Origin of the sequence: Bradyrhizobium algeriense (genome assembly GCF_036924595.1) — a bacterium.
GTDB lineage: Bacteria > Pseudomonadota > Alphaproteobacteria > Rhizobiales > Xanthobacteraceae > Bradyrhizobium > Bradyrhizobium algeriense.
Window position 1 is genome coordinate 2,672,058 of the sequence record NZ_JAZHRV010000001.1, and the last position, 17,119, is coordinate 2,689,176.

A 17,119-nucleotide genomic window follows, 5' to 3' on the forward strand; every position below is an offset into this window, starting at 1 on the left:
TCCTTGGACGTCGGATCCTTGGCCATCAACGACATTCGATCATCGCGGCTTTGCGGATGTCGGCCAGATAGGCTTTCGACTTCGCCTCGTATTTCTGGGCGTACATCTTTTCCCGGATTTCCCGCTTCTTCGGCGTGTCGACCTTGGTCGGCTTCCGCTCGCACAACGCCACCATCTCCACGCCCTGCTTGGTGATCTCGGGCGGGGTCAAGTGACCGATCGGCGTCTTGTTCAGGAGCTCACGAAGCGGGCCGGGGATGTCGGCCGAGGTCTTGGTGACCGTGTCGCGGATCGCAGCGTTCTGCATCGACTTGAAGTATGAGTTGGCCTGCTCGCAAGTCTGGACGCGCTCGCGCAGGGATTCCGCCTCCTTGCGCCGCAGGTCGATTGCACTTTGCGCCGAGCCGCGCGGCACGATCAGCACGATCGGCTGCAGCTTGTATTCGAATGCTTCGGTCTGGGTCGCTTCGCCGCCTTGCTGGGCGGCGGCGTCAACGTCTTTTTCTCCGACCTGGAGGCTCTCCTTGAAGCGGCCGCGCACCAGGCTGCCCCAGACCATGTCGGCCCTGAGGCGGGCTTTGAGCGTTTCCGGCCGGACACCCTGGCTCTCCAGGGACTTGGTGAGTTGATCGGGCGTCAGCCGCATCCGCTGGCTCATTCCCGAATAGGCCTGGTCGATATCGCTCGCGGTAGGATCGACACCGAACCTCTTGGCTTCCTTGATCTTCACCTTTTCGTTGATCAGCTCATCGATCACTTCCTGCTTGGGCGCCGGTTTGCGCGTGGTCAGGAAGATGAGCTTGGTACGCTGCTCGATATCGAGACTGGTGATGGGCTCGCCGCCGACCATGCAGGCAACAGACTGCGCCGGCAACGGTGAAGCGCTGCCGGCCAGCATCACAAGCGCGACGGCGGAGCCGGCGGCAAGTGACCGAGTCCAAGGCCGGCGGGAAAGGAGCTTGATGGTCGTCATGGTCATGTCAGCCGTATCAACCAACTCGTACCGCGTTGTGCTGGGTACTCTCCGGCAAGGTCAGGCCTCACGCTACTGAATGCCGGTGCTGCCGGCGGATGAGGACGAGTTCGCAATGGTCCGCAGGCCGATCTGCAGCATGAACGCGTGGCTGAGCACCGGCGGTGTCGCCCCCGCGGAGTAGCTGTAGGACGTAACGTAATTGGCCGCCAGCACGAAGCAGTCATCCACATAACCGGCACCGACGATGTACTGGTTCAGCTTGTTGGCTTCAAGGTCCCACCGCGCCGAGCCCGACACGACCCAGTTCGATGCTAACTTGATCGATGCGGTGCCGAGCAGGCCCTCGCGCCGGGTCAGATAGCCGAGTTCCGGCTGCGCGGCATAATTGCCGTACATCATGCTGACCGACCAGCGATCGAACGCGGCGCGTCCCTCGGCCTCGAAGCGATTGACGTTCGTCGTTGCCTCATCAATGCGCGAGCGCACGCTGAACGTATATGTGCGGTTCGGCGAATAGTTGACGCGGGCGACGTAGTCGGACCGGGTGTTCTGCAGGCCGGATTCGAGCCCGGTATTGGTCGCGTCGGCCACGGCGTACGAGTTCAGGCCGAACAACTGGTAAGATTGTCCGAACAGCACGTTGACGCTGCCGCCGCGGTCGAACTGCGTGGTCGCCTGGACGCCGACATTGGCGCGGCCGCCGCCTTCGACGCGGTCGTAGCCCGAGAACTTGTCGACTGCGAACAGGTTGCTGGCGTCGAACACCATGCTCTGGGCGTCTTCGTTGGGCAGCCTGCCGGCAAAGGTCTCGTTGGGACGAGCAATGATCTGCGCAATCGGCTCGATCGTGGTGGTGCCCCACGGCTGAACGTTGATGAAGGGGTAGCGATATTCGAGGCCGACGGCCGGCATCGGGCGCAGTGCCTGGGTGTCGCCGACAGGAAGGAAATTCGAAACACCCGGCTGGTTCGAAACCGAGGAATTGATGGCGTCGGCGCGCAGAATCGCAAACGGCGTCCAGATTTGACCGAACGGATCGGTGTACGACTTCCGCCATTGCGCTTCGGCCGTCAGGCGCGTGTAAGTGCCGGGGAAGCCGCGCAACAGGCATTGCGACGGCGTCCGCGCCAGTGGATCGGCGGACGTCGTTGTGCACAGGCTGGCGGTGTTGGCCAATGTCGTGATCGGGTCGAAGGCCGCCGTGTCACGCGAGAGGTTGGTGAAGTTGGTCCTGTAGCTGACTTCGCCGCCAAAGATCGGGCTGTTGATCACGTTGTTGTAGTCGATAACTGGATAGATCACCGGAACCTGATTCTGGTTGCCGGAGAACGAGAGGTAGTAGATCGTGCGCGCATCGAAGAAGCTGCGGTTGCCGACGCCGGTCAGGTAGAGCTGCGAGATCGCTTCCGTCGGCAGGCTCAGGAACGAGCCCAGCGGGTCCTTGTACTGGGCAAGCCGGTAGTCCGAGAAGAAGTAGTAATCCGACAGCAGAACGCCGTCCCAGCCCCAAACCCATTTGTCGTTGAGCGCGAACTGGCCCTTGGTGTCGAGGCCGCCGCGGAACTGGCGGTCGCCGGGCTGGCCGGCGTAGGCGCCCTGGTCGAGCTGATCAATGCCGTAGGCGCGGATCTGGTAGGAGCCGTTGATCAGGCGCTGGCGGAATTCGCCCTGGAACAGCACGCCTTGCCGCGTGGTGAAGCGCGGATTGAAGGTCGCGTCATAGTCCGGCGCGATCGCCCAGTAGAACGGGGTTTCCACGCCGTAGCCATAGCCGGTAACCGTCGAGTAGGCCGGCATCAGGAAGCCGGTCTTGCGCTTGACGGTCGGATCGGGCGTCGAGAAATACGGCAGATACGCCATCGGCACGCCGAAGAACTCGAGCTGCGCGTTTTCGAAGTAGAGCATCTTGTCGGTCTGGTCGTGGATGATGCGCGCACCCTTGACCTGCCACAGCGGCGGCTTCTTCGGATTGTCCTTGCAGGGCGCGCAGGCGGTATACACGCCGTTTTCGAACACGGTGTAATTGCCGGCAGAACGGTCGGCGCGCGTCGCCGCCATCCGCGTCGCGTCCTCGGTGTCGACGCGCAGCGAATCGACGAATCCGTCACGGTAGTCGTCGCTCAGGTCCATGATATTGGCGTAGGTGACTTTGCCTTCCGCGTCGGTCAGGCGGATGTTGCCTTCCGCATGCAGCCGCTTGGTCTTCTGGTCATAGACGACCTTGTCGGCCTCTACGCTGGTGCCGTTGTAGAACATCTGCACGTTGCCGACCGCCGACACGCGCTGGTTGTTGTAATCGTAGTCCACCTCGACCGCTTGCACGAGCATCTTGCCGTCGTTGTTGGCAGGCCGTGGCGGCGGCTTGGGCGGCCGCGGATTGTAGGTGAAGCTTTGCGCCGAGGCCGGCACCGTCAGGGCAAGCTCGATCGAGCCCGCGAAAACGAATCCGGCGAGCAGGGCAAACATAGAAACGCCAAAGGCAGCCATGCGAGTTCGATAGCGGTGCACATCGGTGCGCCGCCTGAACGCAGGCGACCTCAATTGGCGGGCGGCGACAACGGCCACTACCCGTCCTCCTGGTACAACAAGGCCAAAAAGCCGGTGAGGCCACCCACACAGACGGGCAACCACGCCGCAGCGATCGGATGCATCAACTCAGCCTTGCTCAAATCCTCAGTAACTTTCGATAGAACGTAGAGCAGAAAGCCTGCGCCCACGCCACTCAAAACCATCTTTTGCACGCCGCCCATCCGGAAGAAGCGAAGGCTGACGGAAGCCGCCAACATCACCATTGCAGCCAGCAAAAATGGCTGTGCGATGAGCTTATGGTACTGCAGACGATAGCCTGCGGTCGCGAAGCCCGAGCTTTCCGAAGAGCGGATATAGCCGGGCAGTTGCCAAAAGGACACGGTTTCGGGGGTGGAGAAACTGTTGCGAACCTGGGCCGGGGTGAGGGTGGTCGAGAGGTAATAGTTCTCCTGATCAACCGGAGGTTTATCCAGGGAGTATCGTCGTACCGATTTGAAGGCCCAGCGGCCTTCTTCGAGGGCGGCTTCGCGCGCTTCGATTCGCTCCTTGAACTGCAGATCAGGATCGAACCGGAACACGGTCAGTCCGGTCAACCGGACACCCTGCTGCTCGCTGCGCGCCGCATTGATGATCGACTGGCCGTCGCTGTTGATCTGATTGAGCCAGAAGCCGGATGCATCCTGGATGCCGCCGCCTGGGGCCGAGCCGAACAGTTCGGCCTCCATCCGCTTGGAGAGTTCGCGTAAGTTCGCCGACATCGGGTTGTAGGCAACGGTTGCCACGGTGCCGAGGATGATCGCACTTGCCAGCGCCGGCGAGATGAACTGCCAGGCGGATACGCCGGCCGCACGTGCGACCACCAGTTCGAGCCGCCGCGACAGCGCGAGATAGCAGGTCATGGCGCCGATCAGGACGCAGAACGGCATCAGCTTTTCGAGCAGTTGCGGCACCCGGTAAAGCGACGTCTGAGCCACCGTGATCGCGGATGCCGACGCCAGCCCGGAAGTCTTGCGGACCATTTCGATGTAGTCGACCAGCACGAGCAGGACGAAAATGCTCGCAAACACGCCCACCGCCGCGACCAGGAAGCGGCCGGCAAAATATCGCCCGAGCGTATTGGTCATCATGCTCATGCTGTGGCGGGCCGTCCAAAGAGCCGCGCAAGGCGCGCATTCGACCTGTTGATGGCTTCCATCAGCGCGGCCGGCGGCTCCACCACGATGCCGGCGATGATCATCCACAGCCCGATGCCGATTGATGCGAACAGCATCGCGTATTGAACGAGCGCCATGCCCGGCGTCTTCACCGTCATCACCGAACAGGCGAATCCCGCCATGCGCAGCCCAAACACCGCAAAGATCGATCCGCCGATCGAAAAATTGCGGCTCTGGCGCGTTGTGCGCGGCGTGCCGAGGAAGGCAAAGGTCAGGACCGCGAACGCGAATGGATAAATCGGCGACATGAAGCGGTCATGCAGCTCGGCGAGAAACTGCCCGGACAGTTGCTTGAAGATCGGATCGTCCTCCGGGGGCGAAACCAGTTCCCAGAGATAGCGTTCGCGAATTCCCAGCGCGACGTCGCGGCCGCGATTGGAGAATTTCGACATGTCGAAGGCATAGCGGGCGAAGGCCACCAGCGCCGGATCGCGCTTTCCTGCCTCGAAACGTTCGAGGTTACCGTCCTCCAGCACCAGATAAGAGCCGCTCTCGTTCTTCAGCACCGTGCCATGGTCGGCAATGATGGTGACGCGCTCCTTGGGATCGCGGCGGTCGTCGACGAAGATGCCGGCGAGCACGCCACCCGGCTGCCGTTCCCGGATGCGAATCGTCAGGTTCTGGTCGAGCTGAGCGAAACGTCCGGGCTGCAGGATGTTGGTCAGCACGTCGGCCGTGATCTCGGCGTCCCATTGCTTGATCCGGCGCAGGCCGTCGGGAGCGAGATAGGCGCCGATGAAGGTGACCAGCATCGCCACGACACACGTGGCGAAGAAAAACGGACGGAACAGCCGGTACGGGGAAAAGCCGGCGGCATTCATCACGATGATTTCGGAATCGGTGGCGAGCTTGTTCAGCGTGTGGGAGATCGCGATCATCAGCGCGATCGGCGCGATGATCAAAACCAGCGCCGGAATCACCAGGCTGGTGATGCCGAGAAAGGTGATGATGGTCTGGCCCTGGCTCGTCATCAGGTCGATGCCGCGCAACGCCTGCGTAATCCAGATCACGCCGGTGAGGCTGACCAGGACCAGCGCAAACGACGCGAGCGTCGTGCGGAAAATGTACCTGTCGATCGACCCCATCGTTACCGTACGATCCCACCTTGCACGCCCAAAGAGCGGCTTCCGACCAACCCCTGTTTGAGGGTCCCCTTTGGTCGGGCCGCCAATCGTCAGCCGTCTGCATTCCCACTACCATCCCTTTGATCCGTCAACAAAATGGCCGAGCCGTGGCGCGCTTCCAATATGACCAATAATTCACTTATGTGGCCTTCCGGTCACTGCGGCCCTTGGCAGTGCGGCGGCTAACGGGTCATAGTGCCGAAAGCATCAGGTCCGGAGCCATTTGGGCCGTTACCGAAGAGAATATTCCATAGTACGGGCCGATTCCGGACCCGCAAGACAGCCCTGAATTCTGGAGGATTTACCCATGTCCGACGCCGTCAAGGTCGGCTTTGTCACTTTTTCCGCCGCGCCTCGTGGCGTTCTCGTGGTGTTTTGCGATGACGCATTGAAGTTCGGCGAGGCGACGCGCAAGGCGCTGGGGAAGGCGGCCGATACCGTCAAGCGGGCGGCGGCCGCCAACCAGTTCAAGGGCAAGAGCGGGTCGACGCTCGATATCCCGGCGCCGGACGGAATCAAGGCGGAGCGCCTGATCGTGGTCGGTGTCGGCAAGACGGCCGATATCAAGGAGAAGGATTTTCTCAAATTCGGCGGCGTGACGGCGGGCAAGCTCAACGCCGCCAGCGAATCGGTCACCGTGATCGCCGAACTGCCCGAGGCGGCGATGCAGGGCGATGCCGCCGCTGCCATCGCGTCGGGCATCCGGCTGCGCGCGTACAAATTCGACCGCTACAAGACCAAGAAGAAAGACGGCGAGAACGGCGCGCTTCGCGCTGACATTTCGATCGCCGTTTCGGATGTCGCCGCCGCGCGCAAGGCGCTTGCGCCCGCATCCCATATCGTAGACGGCGTGATCATCGCACGCGAACTCGTCAACGAGCCGCCGAACGTTCTCTATCCCGTGGAATTCGCGCGCCGCGCGAGCCAGCTCAAGAAGCTCGGCGTCGAAGTCGAAGTGCTCGACGTCAAGGCGATGAAGAAGCTCGGCATGGGCGCCTTGCTCGGCGTCGCGCAGGGCTCGACGCAGCCCGGCCGCACCGTGATCATGCGCTGGAATGGTGGCAAGAAGGGCGATCAACCCGTTGCTTTCATTGGCAAAGGCGTTTGCTTCGATACCGGCGGTATCTCCATCAAGGGCGCCGCCAGCATGGAAGACATGAAAGGCGACATGGGCGGCGCGGCCTGCGTGGTCGGGTTGATGCATGCGCTGGCGGCGCGCAAGGCAAAGGTCAACGCGGTCGGCGCCATCGGCCTGGTCGAGAACATGCCCGACGGCAACGCCCAGCGTCCCGGCGATATCGTCACCTCGATGTCGGGGCAGACCATCGAAATCATCAACACCGACGCCGAAGGCCGGCTCGTGCTGGCCGATGTGCTCTGGTATGTGGCGAAGAAGTTCAAACCTAAATTCATGGTCGATCTTGCGACACTCACCGGCGCGATTATGGTCGCGCTCGGAACCGAATATGCCGGCATGTTCTCCAATAACGACGAGCTGGCGGAACGGCTGAGCAAGATCGGAACCGAAACCGGCGAACGCGTCTGGCGCATGCCGCTTGGTCCCGAATACGACAAGCAGATCGATTCGCAGTTTGCCGACATGAAGAATACCGGCGGGCGCCATGGCGGTTCGATCACCGCCGCGCAGTTCCTGCAGCGTTTCGTCGACGACACGCCGTGGGCGCATCTCGACGTCGCGGGAACCGCGATGGGTGCGCCGAAGACCGACATCAACCACAGTTGGGGTTCGGGTTACGGCGTTCGTCTTTTGGACCGATTGGTCGCGGAATATTACGAAGCCACGAAGTAGTTCGGTTGCAGGTGGATGACGGAAATCCTGTTCTATCATTTGCAGGGCATGTCGCTCGAAAGCGTATTGCCGCCGCTCCTGGAAAAATCGCTCGAGCGCGGCTGGCGCGTGGTCGTGCAATCGACTTCGCCGGAGCGCACCGAGGCGCTCGATGCGCATTTGTGGACCTACAGCGACGATTCGTTCCTGCCGCACGCGACATGGCGCGCCGGCGATGCGCAGGACCAGCCCATCATTCTCTCGATCGAGGACGGCAACCCGAACCGGGCCAATGTCAGGTTCCTGATCGACAATGCGGCGTTGCCGGCCGATTGCGACAGCTACGAAAGGGTGGTGCTGGTCTTCAACGGCGACGATGATGACGCGCTGACCGCGGCGCGCGGGGCTTGGGCCGATTGCAAGGCGCGGGGGTTCGAACTGACTTATTGGCAGGCCGATGAGCGGGGCCGGTGGCAGCGGCGGCAATAGCGAATCTATAGGAATTAATGATAATCTGCGGATTCTGAGCCGGACCTTGCGGGCAGCCATGGTCGTGCCGCAAAGTGATGGTCGGACAAATGGTTACAGTAAGGCTGGGGAGCCGGGGTCTAGCGTGCGACGCGGAACAATCGATCGAAAACCACTGCTGACGTTGTTGCTGCTCGGGCCTGCGCTTGCAGGCTGTTCCGGCGCGACCGACCTTATGTCGAAGGATGCGGACTGGTTTTCGCGCACCGGCCGCGTGTTCATCCGAAACGTGTCGATCGAAACGCCTCCGCTCAGTCCGGACAAGCCTGTGACGCCGGATGAACTCGTCAGCGCCGATGGCGGCTGTCCCGGAATGGCGGCGCCGGGGGCTGGTGCAAACGCGCTGGCGGACGGCGCTGCAGGCAGCCCGCCTCCCTCGACGACGGGAAGGGTGGCGCTTGGGCACACCGAATGCGACGTTGTGCGTGGCATTGGTGCACCCGACAACGTCAATTTTTCCAACAATGCCCGCGGCGACCGCGTGGCGGTCGTCAACTATTCACGTGGCCAGCGTGCCGGCATCTACACTTTTACCGCGGGACGCCTGACGTCGATCGAGCGGGCACCGGAGGCGGCGCCGGCAAAGGGCGCAAAGCCGAAGAAGAAGCCGGCTGCATAGACCCGGCAACGGCGATCAGTTTCAGCCTGTCGCTTCGTCAAATTCCGAACTGGCCTCAAGCCAGACTTCCTCGGCACGCCGTAGCGCGCTTTCAGCACCGGCGCGCGCCTTGCTGAGCTGGGCGGCCTGCTTGGGATCGCGCGTGAACAGATCCGGCAAGGCAAGCGCGGTGTCGATCTTGGCGATGATGCCGTTGATGCGCTCGATTTCGGCCTCGGCCACGGCGATCCGCTGCTTGAGCGGCGATCGCCTTTCGCTCTTCCCGCGCTCCGGCCTTGCAGTCTCTTTGGACCGCTCGCGCGAACCGCTGCGTGCGTCGCCGATCGACAACACCATGCGCCTGTAGTCGTCGAGGTCACCGTCGTAGGTCGTCACCGTCTGATTGGCGACGACCCACAATTGATCGGCGCAGGCTTCGATCAAGTAGCGGTCGTGCGAGACCATGATGACGGCGCCGGGAAAATCGTTGATCGCTTCGGCCAGCGCCGCACGGCTGTCGATGTCCAGATGGTTGGTCGGCTCGTCGAGGATGATCATGTTCGGGCCGAAGAATGTGGCGAGCCCGAGCAACAGCCGCGCCTTCTCGCCGCCGGACAGGCTCTTGACCAGGGTATCGCCGGCCTTGCCGGAAAACCCGATCGCGCCGGTGCGGCCGCGCACCTTGGTTTCCGGCGCATCGGGCATCAGCCGGCGGACGTGGTCGTAGGGCGAGCCGTCGAGATTGAGTTCGTCGACCTGATGCTGCGCGAAATAGCCGACCGAGAGTTTTTCCGCCCGTGTGATCCGGCCGGAGAAAGGCGCCAGCTTGTTGGCCAATAGCTTGACCAGCGTCGATTTGCCGTTGCCGTTGGAGCCGAGCAGGGCGATGCGGTCCTCGGTGTCGATGCGCAGCGTGACGCGATTGAGCACCGGCTTTTTCGGATCGTAGCCGACCGAGACGTCATCGACGGCGATGATCGGCGGCGACAGCATCTTCTCCGGCGTCGGGAACGTGATTTCACGCACATCCTGCGTCACCAGCGCGGTGACCGGCTTCATCCGCTCCAGCATTTTCACGCGGGACTGCGCCTGGCGGGCCTTGGAAGCCTTGGCCTTGAAGCGATCGACGAAGGCCTGCAGCCGCTTGCGCTCGTCGGCCTGGCGCTTGGCGTGCTTGGCGTCCAGCATCTCGCGCGTGGCGCGCTGTTCCTCGAACGAGGAATAGCTGCCCTTGTAGAGCGTCAGCTTGCCGCGATCGAGGTGCAGGATCTGGTCGACCGAGGTGTCGAGCAGATCGCGGTCGTGGCTGATGACGATCACGGTGCGCGGATAGTTGGCCAGATGGTCTTCCAGCCACAGCGTGCCTTCGAGATCGAGATAGTTGGTCGGTTCGTCCAGCAGCAGAAGGTCCGGCGCAGAGAACAGCGTCGCCGCCAGCGCCACCCGCATGCGCCAGCCGCCGGAGAATTCCGAACACGGCCGCGCCTGGTCGGCGGTGGAAAATCCGAGGCCGCTTAAGATCGCCGCCGCACGCGCCGGCGCGGAATGCGCATCGATGTCGACCAGCCGGGTCTGGATTTCGGCGATCCGGTGCGGATCGTCGGCGGTTTCGGCTTCATGGAGCAGCGCGTCGCGCTCCAGGTCGGCCTTGAGCACGACGTTGATCAGGCTTTCCGGCCCATCGGGCGCTTCCTGCGCCAGGCTACCGATGCGCCAGCGGGGCGGCAGCGTGATGCTGCCGGATTCGGTCGGCAGGTCGCCGCGGATCGCATGAAACAGCGTCGACTTGCCGACGCCGTTGCGGCCGACGAAGCCGACGCGTGCGCCGGGCACGATCTGCACCGTGCTGCTGTCGATCAAAAGCCGCCCGGCGATGCGGACCGAAATATCCGTTATTGAGAGCATGCGGCGTTGTCACCGGAGTGCCCGGCAAACGCAACCCCAAACGCAACTCATTATTGGTAAAATCTATCGGCGTATCGGCAAAACCTATCAGCAGAAGCCGACATCCGGTGGCGCTCAATGCAACTCGTTGTCGCGGCGGCGCAGCTCATCGAGGAGCTCGCGCAAACGCGGGGACAGCTCGGTTTCGGGGCACAGGCTACGCTGCAGCCGTTCGCCGATGGCGTCGCAGATCGACACGCATGTCTTGTGATCCATCTGTTCGAAATCGTTGTTGGTTCGGCCATCCATGAGCGGTCTCTACGAGTTCCACCTAGCAGCAATCGCGAGGCTTTGATTATTATTGATGGGTCAAGTCACAGCGGCGAAATTGGTTTCCGTGCAAGGCGATATACGTTCGCCTGCAAGTGGTCGAAGCACGTTCGGCATCCGGTTCCACGGCACAAAAAAAGCCCCGGCGCGGCGGCCGGGGCTCAGTCAGGGGGAAGCTCAATCAGGTCAGTAGCAGCGGTTCACCAGCCGCCAGCGCGGACCCCAAGGGGTCGGAACCAGGCGCCGCGCGTAACAGCCGCCATATCCGCCGCTGTAATAGGCCGGGCCGCCGATGAAGACGCGCGGGCCGCCCCAGCCATGATGATGATGGCGGTGCCAGCCGCCATGGTGCCAGCCGCCGGCCGAGGCCGCTGTCGGCGCCAGCGCGGCCGCACCCAGCGAAGCTGCCGCCACTGCAACGAGCGAGAGTTTGCGTAACATAATCGTCTCCTCAAAGTTTCGGTGCCAGCTGGCACCACCAGTGAGATCGGGTCCCGTGACGCCTTAGGACCCGGCGGATGCGCGTGCCCTGCGTTCGATCATCCGTAAGTCTACGGACGCGAAGCTGAATGAAGACGGCACGGCGGCTTCAGACAGGGTTCACCTCCGTGAAATTGCTGTAATCTTTGCCCCCTCAGGCGCGTGCGCGGCACGAAAACACGCCAAAAAGGGGTGGCAGGCGCGTCACACGGTCGCTTGCCGTCGTGAGATGGCGCCGATATAAGCCCCGCAACTCTCCAATCAGCGTTTTGCAAGGACGTAAACAATGGCGATTGAACGCACTTTCTCGATCATCAAACCGGACGCGACCGAGCGCAATCTGACTGGCGCCGTCAACGCGCTGATCGAGAAGGCCGGGCTCCGTATCGTGGCCCAGAAGCGCATTCGCATGACCCGCGAACAGGCGGAAACCTTCTACGCCGTTCACAAGGCGCGTCCGTTCTTCGGCGAACTGGTCGACTTCATGACCTCGGGGCCGGTCGTGGTGCAGGTGCTGGAAGGCGAGGGCGCCGTACTGAAATATCGCGACGTGATGGGCGCCACCGATCCGTCGAAGGCGGCGGACGGCACGATCCGTCAGGTCCACGCGAAGTCGATCGGCGAGAACTCGGTGCACGGTTCGGATGCACCGGAGACCGCCGCGATCGAAATCGCGCAGTTCTTTTCGGGCAACGAAATCGTCGGCTGATTTATTAGGACAGCGGCAATAGTCGCCGCGCGCAACGGCTGAAAGAGCCGAGGGGGAGACGCTGTGAACTGGCTGTGGCAAATTTTAGATCCTGCGACGATCTCGGCGTTCTTCACCCAGTTTCAGGCCGAGATGCAGCAGCCGGCATTCTGGGTAGCGCTCGGCAAGATCATGTGGATCAACATCCTGCTGTCAGGTGACAACGCGCTTGTCATCGCGATGGCGTGCCGCGGGCTGCCGCCACGCCAGCGGTTCTGGGGCATGGTCCTTGGCGCCGGCGTCGCCGTTCTGCTGCGCATCATCTTCACCGGCATCGTCGTGACCTTGATGGGGCTGCCATTCCTCAAGCTGGTCGGCGGTCTTGCGTTGCTCTTCATCGCAGCGAAGCTCCTGGTGCCTGAACACGAGGACGAGGGCGGCGTGGACGCGGCTGCGCATCTGTGGGCAGCCGTGCAGATCGTCGCGATCGCCGACATCGTGATGAGCCTCGACAACGTCATTGCAGTTGCCGCGGCCGCCAATGGCAGCATTCCCCTGCTTGTTATCGGGCTCGCCATCAGCGTTCCCCTGATCGTCGCTGGTGCCGCGCTGATCATGGCGTTGCTGACGCGCCTGCCGGCGCTGGTGTGGGCCGGTGCGGGCTTGCTCGGCTGGATCGCCGGCGAGGTGATGGCGACGGATCCCGTGGTGCAGCCGCCGTTGCATGCGTTCTTCAACGGTCCGGTCGGTGTCGGCCTCGATGGTGTCCTCAAGTCGCTCGGCATGGCGCCGCAGTTCGCCAATGGCGGGCATGGCGGCGAGGTGATCCTTGGAATCATCGGCATCATCATCGTGCTCGTCGCTGGGGCGATCTGGCGAAAGCGCAAGCTGCAGGGCGTCGAGCATTCCGCCACGGCGTAGCGATTAAAACTGCCGGCCCGACGGAAGGTGGCTAGCGGAAGCTCCACATTTGCGGGGCGTCTGTAGTCAGAGGCCGATATGGTGAGCCGACCTGCGGTCGTACGTCCGTCCGGCCTTGACTGTGGTGCTACTTGCGTTCGAAGCCCTCCGGTTCCATACAGCTTCACATGACCGAGCCGCAATTGGGGCGCAGCATCGATCGCCTCGAAGACGAGCGCTTCGTGCGGGGACGCGGGCGCTACATCGCTGATCTCGTGGCGCCAAACGCACTTCATGGCGTCGTCGTTCGCTCGCCGCATGCGCATGCGCGCATCACAGCGATCAGCGTCGATGCGGCACGCCAGATGCCCGGCGTTGCGGCCGTGCTCACGGGAGCCGAATTGGCCGCCGACAATATTGGCCCGCTGCCGTGCGCGGTGACCAGTATCCCGATGACCACGCCGCTCGTGGTGCCGCCCTGTCACGCACTGGCGCGCGACGTCGTTCGTTATGTCGGCGAGCCGGTCGCGTTCGTGGTTGCGGAAAGCACTGAGGCCGCGCGCGATGCCGCCGAGGCCGTCATCGTCGACTATGCGCCGCTGCCGCCGGTGGTCTCGATCGCGGATGCCATTCTGCCGGACGCTCCGTCGATCTGGCCGGAGGCGCGGGGCAACATCGCGTTCCAGTTCAACCGGGGCGAGATCGGCCCGGTGGAAGCTGTGATCCGCGACGCCGCCCATGTCGTGGAATGCGAGCTGGTCAACAACCGCGTCGTCGCCGCTCCGATGGAGACGCGCGGTGCGCTGGGGGAGTTCGATGCCGCGAGCGGTCGTCTGCACCTGACCGCCTCGGCCGCCGGCGCACACGCGATCCGTGACCTGCTCGCCGACGGTGTGTTTCGCATCGGCAGGGAAAAGCTTCGCGTCAGCATTCCCGACGTCGGCGGCGGCTTCGGGATGAAGAACGTGCTCTATCCGGAATGGGTGCTGGTGCTGTGGGCGGCGCGCCGCCTCGGTCGCCCGGTCACGTGGATCGGGGATCGCAGCGAGGATTTCACCGGCTCCGCCCATGGCCGCGACAGCCTGATCCGGGCTCGCCTGGCGCTCGACCGCGATGGCCGCTTCCTCGCGCTCGACACAAAAGTCTTCGCCAATCTGGGCGCCCATGTCTCGACGGTGGCGCCGGCCGTGCCGACCATGGCGATGGCGAGCGCCATGGGCGGCGTCTACGACATTCCGCTGATCGCCTTTCAAACCCGCGGTGTGTTCACCAACACGACGCCGGTCGATGCCTATCGCGGCGCCGGCAAGCCCGAGGCGAACTATCTGATCGAGCGCTGCATCGATATTGCTGCCGCCGAACTCGGGATGGATGCGCTGAAGCTGCGGCGCAAGAACATCTTTCGCCGCTTTCCCCATGCAAGCGCGATGGGGCTTACGGTCGAGCAGGGCAGCTTTGCCCACGCGATCGATCACGCGGTCAAGGCCGCCGCGGGATTCGATGCGCGCCGGCGAAGTTCGCGCAGGCGGGGCAGGCTGCGTGGCCTGGGCTACGCCTGCTTTCTCGAAACGTCGCGCGGCCAGCCCAATGAAGTGGCGAAAGTGCGCGTCGGTGACGACGGCCGGATCGATCTGATGGTCGGCACGCATTCCAACGGCCAGGGCCATGAGACGACGTTTGCCCAGATCGCGGCCGATGCGTTCGGCCTGGCGCTCGAGCGCTTCCGGTTTCGGCAGGGCGATACAGATGATCTCGACGCCGGCGGCGGGCATGGTGGGGCGCGCTCGATGCATCAGGGCGGCACCGCACTGCTGATGGCGGCCGAAGGTGTGATCGAGAATGCGAGGCGGCTTGCCGCGCGCCTGCTGCAAGCCAGTATGGATGCGGTTCACTACGAAGCCGGCATGCTGCGCGTGGCCGCGACCGGGCAGGAGATCAGCCTCGAGGAGGTGGCGCGCGCCTCCCATCAGACGCCCGGCGACGATGTCGCGCCTGGTTTGGCGCACAAGGCGACGCACCTGTGCGACCGCTACACCTTTCCCAACGGATGCCATGTCGCCGAAGTCGAGATCGATCCCGAGACCGGTGAGGTCAGGCTCGACCGCTACGTCATCTTTGACGACTACGGCCGGCTGCTCGATCCTCGCCTGACGCTGGGGCAAGTGCATGGCGGCGTCGCGCAGGGCATCGGGCAGGCGTTGTTCGAGCAGGCGCTGTTCGATGCCGACACCGGCCAGATCCTCTCGGGCTCGCTGATGGATTATGCACTACCGCGCGCCAACGATCTCCCGGCGTTCGAGGGCAGTTTGACATCAGACTTTCCAAGCCGCGCCAACCGGCTCGGTGTGAAGGGAAGCGGTCAGGCCGGCGCTATCGCAGCCCCAGGCACCATCATGAACGCCGTGATGAACGCGCTGACGCCGCTCGGCGTGCGGCATCTCGACATGCCCGCAACGCCCGCCCGCATCTGGCATGCGATCCGGGCGGCAGATGCGCGACCGCGTCAGCGCGCCGACACGACGTCCGCCGCTCAATAGTCCCAACGACGGATACCCAGCCAGGCCTGAAAGCCACTGCCAGCCGACGACGGTTGTTGCGAGGCGCCCATCAAGGCGTGGGCCAATAGCCGCATCCGGACGTGACCCGTCGCCAATCCCAATCGTCAGTCCTGATCCGAAAGGTGACGATCACCTGATCGCGAGCTTGATTGCTGTTGCTTGACATGCAGGTATTTACCTGCATATTATGTTCTCGATTAAGAGCGAGACCGATGCAGGCCGACAAGGTTTTCAAAGCGCTGGGCGACCCGACACGCAGAAAGCTGCTTGACCTTCTTTGTGAGAAGAACGGGCAGACGCTCGGCCAGCTTTGCGAAAACCTGGACATGGCCCGGCAATCGGCCACGCAGCACCTCGAAATCCTGGAGGCGGCCAATCTCGTGAGCTCGGTCCGGCGTGGCCGGGAAAAGCTGCATTTCATCAACCCCGTGCCGCTTCACGAGGTCTACGAACGGTGGGTGCGGAAATTCGAACGGCAGCGGCTCAGCCTGCTGCACGATCTGAAGAAAGAACTCGAAGGAGAATGACGATGACCAAAGAGACGACCAGTTTTGTCTACGTGACCTATATTCGCTCGACGCCGGACAAGGTGTTCGCGGCGATCACGAAACCGGAGATCGCAAGGCGTTACTGGGGCCACGAGAACGTCTCTGACTGGAAACCGGGATCGAAATGGGAGCACGTCCGCGCCAATGAAGAGCGGACCGTCCAAATCGTCGGCAAGGTCATCGAGGTCTCGCCGCCGACCCGTCTCGTCATCACCTGGGCGAATCCGTCGCAGGCCTCCGATCCTTCCGCCTCCAGCCGGGTGACGTTCGAGATCGAGGAATACGAGGACATGGTCCGGCTGACCGTCACCCATGACGAACTCGCCGCCGGCAGCGCGATGGCGAACGGCATCAAGAAGGGGTGGCCGGTCGTCCTCGCCAGCCTGAAATCCTTGCTGGAAACCGGCCAGGGCCTCGACGTTTTCGCCAAGCCGAAATCGGCTTGATCGCCGCCGTATCAATCAGAAGCGGGAGAATGACCATGACGAAATATACCGGCGGATGTGCGTGCGGCGCGATCCATTATGAGACGAGCAGCAAACCCGTCGTCGAGACCCACTGCCAATGCCGCGATTGCCAGAAGCGAAGCGGCACGGGGCATGGATCCTATCTGGTCTTCTCCCGGCGAGCCGACGTGACCATCGCGGGTGAAGCGAAAGACTGGCGGGTAGCGGGCGACAGCGGGAACGAAAAGCTCCACGCCTTCTGCCCGACCTGCGGAACGCCGGTCTACGTGACATTCGTCGCCATGCCGGAACTGATAGCGGTCCACGCGACCAGCCTTGACGACCCCAGCCGGTTCAATCCGCAACTGGTCACATACGGGATCCGCGGCCATGCCTGGGATACGATGGATTCCTCGCTGCAGAAATTCGAGCGCATGCCGCCTGGTTAAGTGTCGCCGGATGCCATACTAAGGCCGGCTCTGATCGGAGGCGCTAGGTGGTGGCGCGCTTGCTCCTCCGGCCGTCGC

General features: G+C 63.1%; 16 protein-coding genes. 9 read left to right on the top strand and 7 right to left on the bottom strand.

Annotated features, from left to right (window positions below):
• Positions 1–25 precede the first annotated feature (25 nt).
• From V1286_RS13120 to lptF, 4 genes are all read right to left on the bottom strand, one after another.
• Entirely contained in the window at positions 26–973 is a 948-nt protein-coding gene (locus V1286_RS13120; protein ID WP_417021253.1) for a peptidylprolyl isomerase family protein, read from the bottom strand.
• 72 nt (positions 974–1,045) lie between these two features.
• The gene (locus V1286_RS13125; RefSeq protein WP_417021254.1) at positions 1,046–3,442 is read right to left on the bottom strand and encodes an LPS-assembly protein LptD; all 2,397 of its coding nucleotides are present in this window, start codon (positions 3,440–3,442) and stop codon (positions 1,046–1,048) included.
• A 98-nt stretch (positions 3,443–3,540) separates the two neighbouring features.
• Positions 3,541–4,638: an LPS export ABC transporter permease LptG gene (gene lptG / locus V1286_RS13130; protein ID WP_334480124.1), complete on the bottom strand. Its 1,098-nt coding sequence runs from the start codon at positions 4,636–4,638 to the stop codon at positions 3,541–3,543.
• Positions 4,635–5,804 carry an LPS export ABC transporter permease LptF gene (gene lptF / locus V1286_RS13135; RefSeq protein WP_334480125.1) on the bottom strand — a complete coding sequence of 390 codons (1,170 nt, stop codon included), beginning with the start codon at positions 5,802–5,804 and terminating at the stop codon, positions 4,635–4,637. Before lptF ends, lptG begins: the two co-directional genes overlap by 4 nt.
• 346 nt (positions 5,805–6,150) lie before the next feature.
• On the opposite strand from lptF, the gene V1286_RS13140 reads away from it, so the two are divergent.
• From V1286_RS13140 to V1286_RS13150, 3 genes are all read left to right on the top strand, one after another.
• Complete coding sequence (locus tag V1286_RS13140) at positions 6,151–7,653, top strand: leucyl aminopeptidase (RefSeq protein WP_334480127.1); 1,503 nt, start codon at positions 6,151–6,153, stop codon at positions 7,651–7,653.
• Positions 7,654–7,668: 15 nt separating this feature from the next.
• Complete coding sequence (locus tag V1286_RS13145) at positions 7,669–8,121, top strand: DNA polymerase III subunit chi (protein ID WP_108519320.1); 453 nt, start codon at positions 7,669–7,671, stop codon at positions 8,119–8,121.
• A 169-nt stretch (positions 8,122–8,290) separates the two neighbouring features.
• On the top strand, positions 8,291–8,779 hold the full coding sequence (locus V1286_RS13150) for a hypothetical protein (RefSeq protein WP_108519366.1): 489 nt from the start codon (positions 8,291–8,293) through the stop codon (positions 8,777–8,779).
• A 21-nt stretch (positions 8,780–8,800) separates the two neighbouring features.
• Here the strand turns inward: V1286_RS13150 and V1286_RS13155 are convergent, their stop codons facing one another.
• The 3 genes from V1286_RS13155 to V1286_RS13165 all read right to left on the bottom strand — a co-directional run bounded on the left by V1286_RS13155 (position 8,801) and on the right by V1286_RS13165 (position 11,413).
• Positions 8,801–10,663, bottom strand: coding sequence for an ABC-F family ATP-binding cassette domain-containing protein (locus V1286_RS13155; protein ID WP_334480129.1), 1,863 nt, complete (start codon positions 10,661–10,663; stop codon positions 8,801–8,803).
• A gap of 114 nt (positions 10,664–10,777) precedes the next feature.
• Positions 10,778–10,951 carry a hypothetical protein gene (locus V1286_RS13160; protein WP_334480131.1) on the bottom strand — a complete coding sequence of 58 codons (174 nt, stop codon included), beginning with the start codon at positions 10,949–10,951 and terminating at the stop codon, positions 10,778–10,780.
• Between the two features lie 207 nt (positions 10,952–11,158).
• Entirely contained in the window at positions 11,159–11,413 is a 255-nt protein-coding gene (locus V1286_RS13165; RefSeq protein WP_334480132.1) for a sulfur globule protein precursor, read from the bottom strand.
• A gap of 325 nt (positions 11,414–11,738) precedes the next feature.
• Between V1286_RS13165 and ndk the strand changes: the two genes are divergently transcribed.
• The 6 genes from ndk to V1286_RS13195 all read left to right on the top strand — a co-directional run bounded on the left by ndk (position 11,739) and on the right by V1286_RS13195 (position 17,041).
• Positions 11,739–12,161, top strand: a complete 423-nt coding sequence (ndk, locus tag V1286_RS13170; RefSeq protein ID WP_334480133.1) for a nucleoside-diphosphate kinase — start codon at positions 11,739–11,741, stop codon at positions 12,159–12,161.
• Positions 12,162–12,224: 63 nt separating this feature from the next.
• Positions 12,225–13,061 (top strand): TerC family protein, encoded by an 837-nt coding sequence (locus V1286_RS13175; RefSeq protein WP_334480135.1) that lies wholly within the window; start codon positions 12,225–12,227, stop codon positions 13,059–13,061.
• Positions 13,062–13,228: 167 nt separating this feature from the next.
• Positions 13,229–15,577: a xanthine dehydrogenase family protein molybdopterin-binding subunit gene (locus V1286_RS13180; RefSeq protein WP_334480137.1), complete on the top strand. Its 2,349-nt coding sequence runs from the start codon at positions 13,229–13,231 to the stop codon at positions 15,575–15,577.
• A 233-nt stretch (positions 15,578–15,810) separates the two neighbouring features.
• Positions 15,811–16,125 (top strand): ArsR/SmtB family transcription factor, encoded by a 315-nt coding sequence (locus tag V1286_RS13185; protein ID WP_334480139.1) that lies wholly within the window; start codon positions 15,811–15,813, stop codon positions 16,123–16,125.
• Positions 16,126–16,127: 2 nt separating this feature from the next.
• Positions 16,128–16,592, top strand: coding sequence for an SRPBCC family protein (locus V1286_RS13190; RefSeq protein WP_334480140.1), 465 nt, complete (start codon positions 16,128–16,130; stop codon positions 16,590–16,592).
• A gap of 35 nt (positions 16,593–16,627) precedes the next feature.
• Positions 16,628–17,041 carry a GFA family protein gene (locus V1286_RS13195; RefSeq protein WP_334480142.1) on the top strand — a complete coding sequence of 138 codons (414 nt, stop codon included), beginning with the start codon at positions 16,628–16,630 and terminating at the stop codon, positions 17,039–17,041.
• Positions 17,042–17,119: the final 78 nt, after the last annotated feature.

Coding starts and splice junctions, on each gene's coding strand:
- V1286_RS13195 (WP_334480142.1), top strand. CDS start 16,628: ATGACGAAATATACCGGCGGATGTGCGTGCGGCGCGATCCATTATGAG.
- V1286_RS13140 (WP_334480127.1), top strand. CDS start 6,151: ATGTCCGACGCCGTCAAGGTCGGCTTTGTCACTTTTTCCGCCGCGCCT.
- lptG (WP_334480124.1), bottom strand. CDS start 4,638: ATGAGCATGATGACCAATACGCTCGGGCGATATTTTGCCGGCCGCTTC.
- V1286_RS13125 (WP_417021254.1), bottom strand. CDS start 3,442: ATGTTTGCCCTGCTCGCCGGATTCGTTTTCGCGGGCTCGATCGAGCTT.
- V1286_RS13180 (WP_334480137.1), top strand. CDS start 13,229: ATGACCGAGCCGCAATTGGGGCGCAGCATCGATCGCCTCGAAGACGAG.
- lptF (WP_334480125.1), bottom strand. CDS start 5,804: ATGGGGTCGATCGACAGGTACATTTTCCGCACGACGCTCGCGTCGTTT.
- ndk (WP_334480133.1), top strand. CDS start 11,739: ATGGCGATTGAACGCACTTTCTCGATCATCAAACCGGACGCGACCGAG.
- V1286_RS13120 (WP_417021253.1), bottom strand. CDS start 973: ATGACGACCATCAAGCTCCTTTCCCGCCGGCCTTGGACTCGGTCACTT.
- V1286_RS13155 (WP_334480129.1), bottom strand. CDS start 10,663: ATGCTCTCAATAACGGATATTTCGGTCCGCATCGCCGGGCGGCTTTTG.
- V1286_RS13165 (WP_334480132.1), bottom strand. CDS start 11,413: ATGTTACGCAAACTCTCGCTCGTTGCAGTGGCGGCAGCTTCGCTGGGT.
- V1286_RS13190 (WP_334480140.1), top strand. CDS start 16,128: ATGACCAAAGAGACGACCAGTTTTGTCTACGTGACCTATATTCGCTCG.
- V1286_RS13185 (WP_334480139.1), top strand. CDS start 15,811: ATGCAGGCCGACAAGGTTTTCAAAGCGCTGGGCGACCCGACACGCAGA.
- V1286_RS13145 (WP_108519320.1), top strand. CDS start 7,669: ATGACGGAAATCCTGTTCTATCATTTGCAGGGCATGTCGCTCGAAAGC.
- V1286_RS13160 (WP_334480131.1), bottom strand. CDS start 10,951: ATGGATGGCCGAACCAACAACGATTTCGAACAGATGGATCACAAGACA.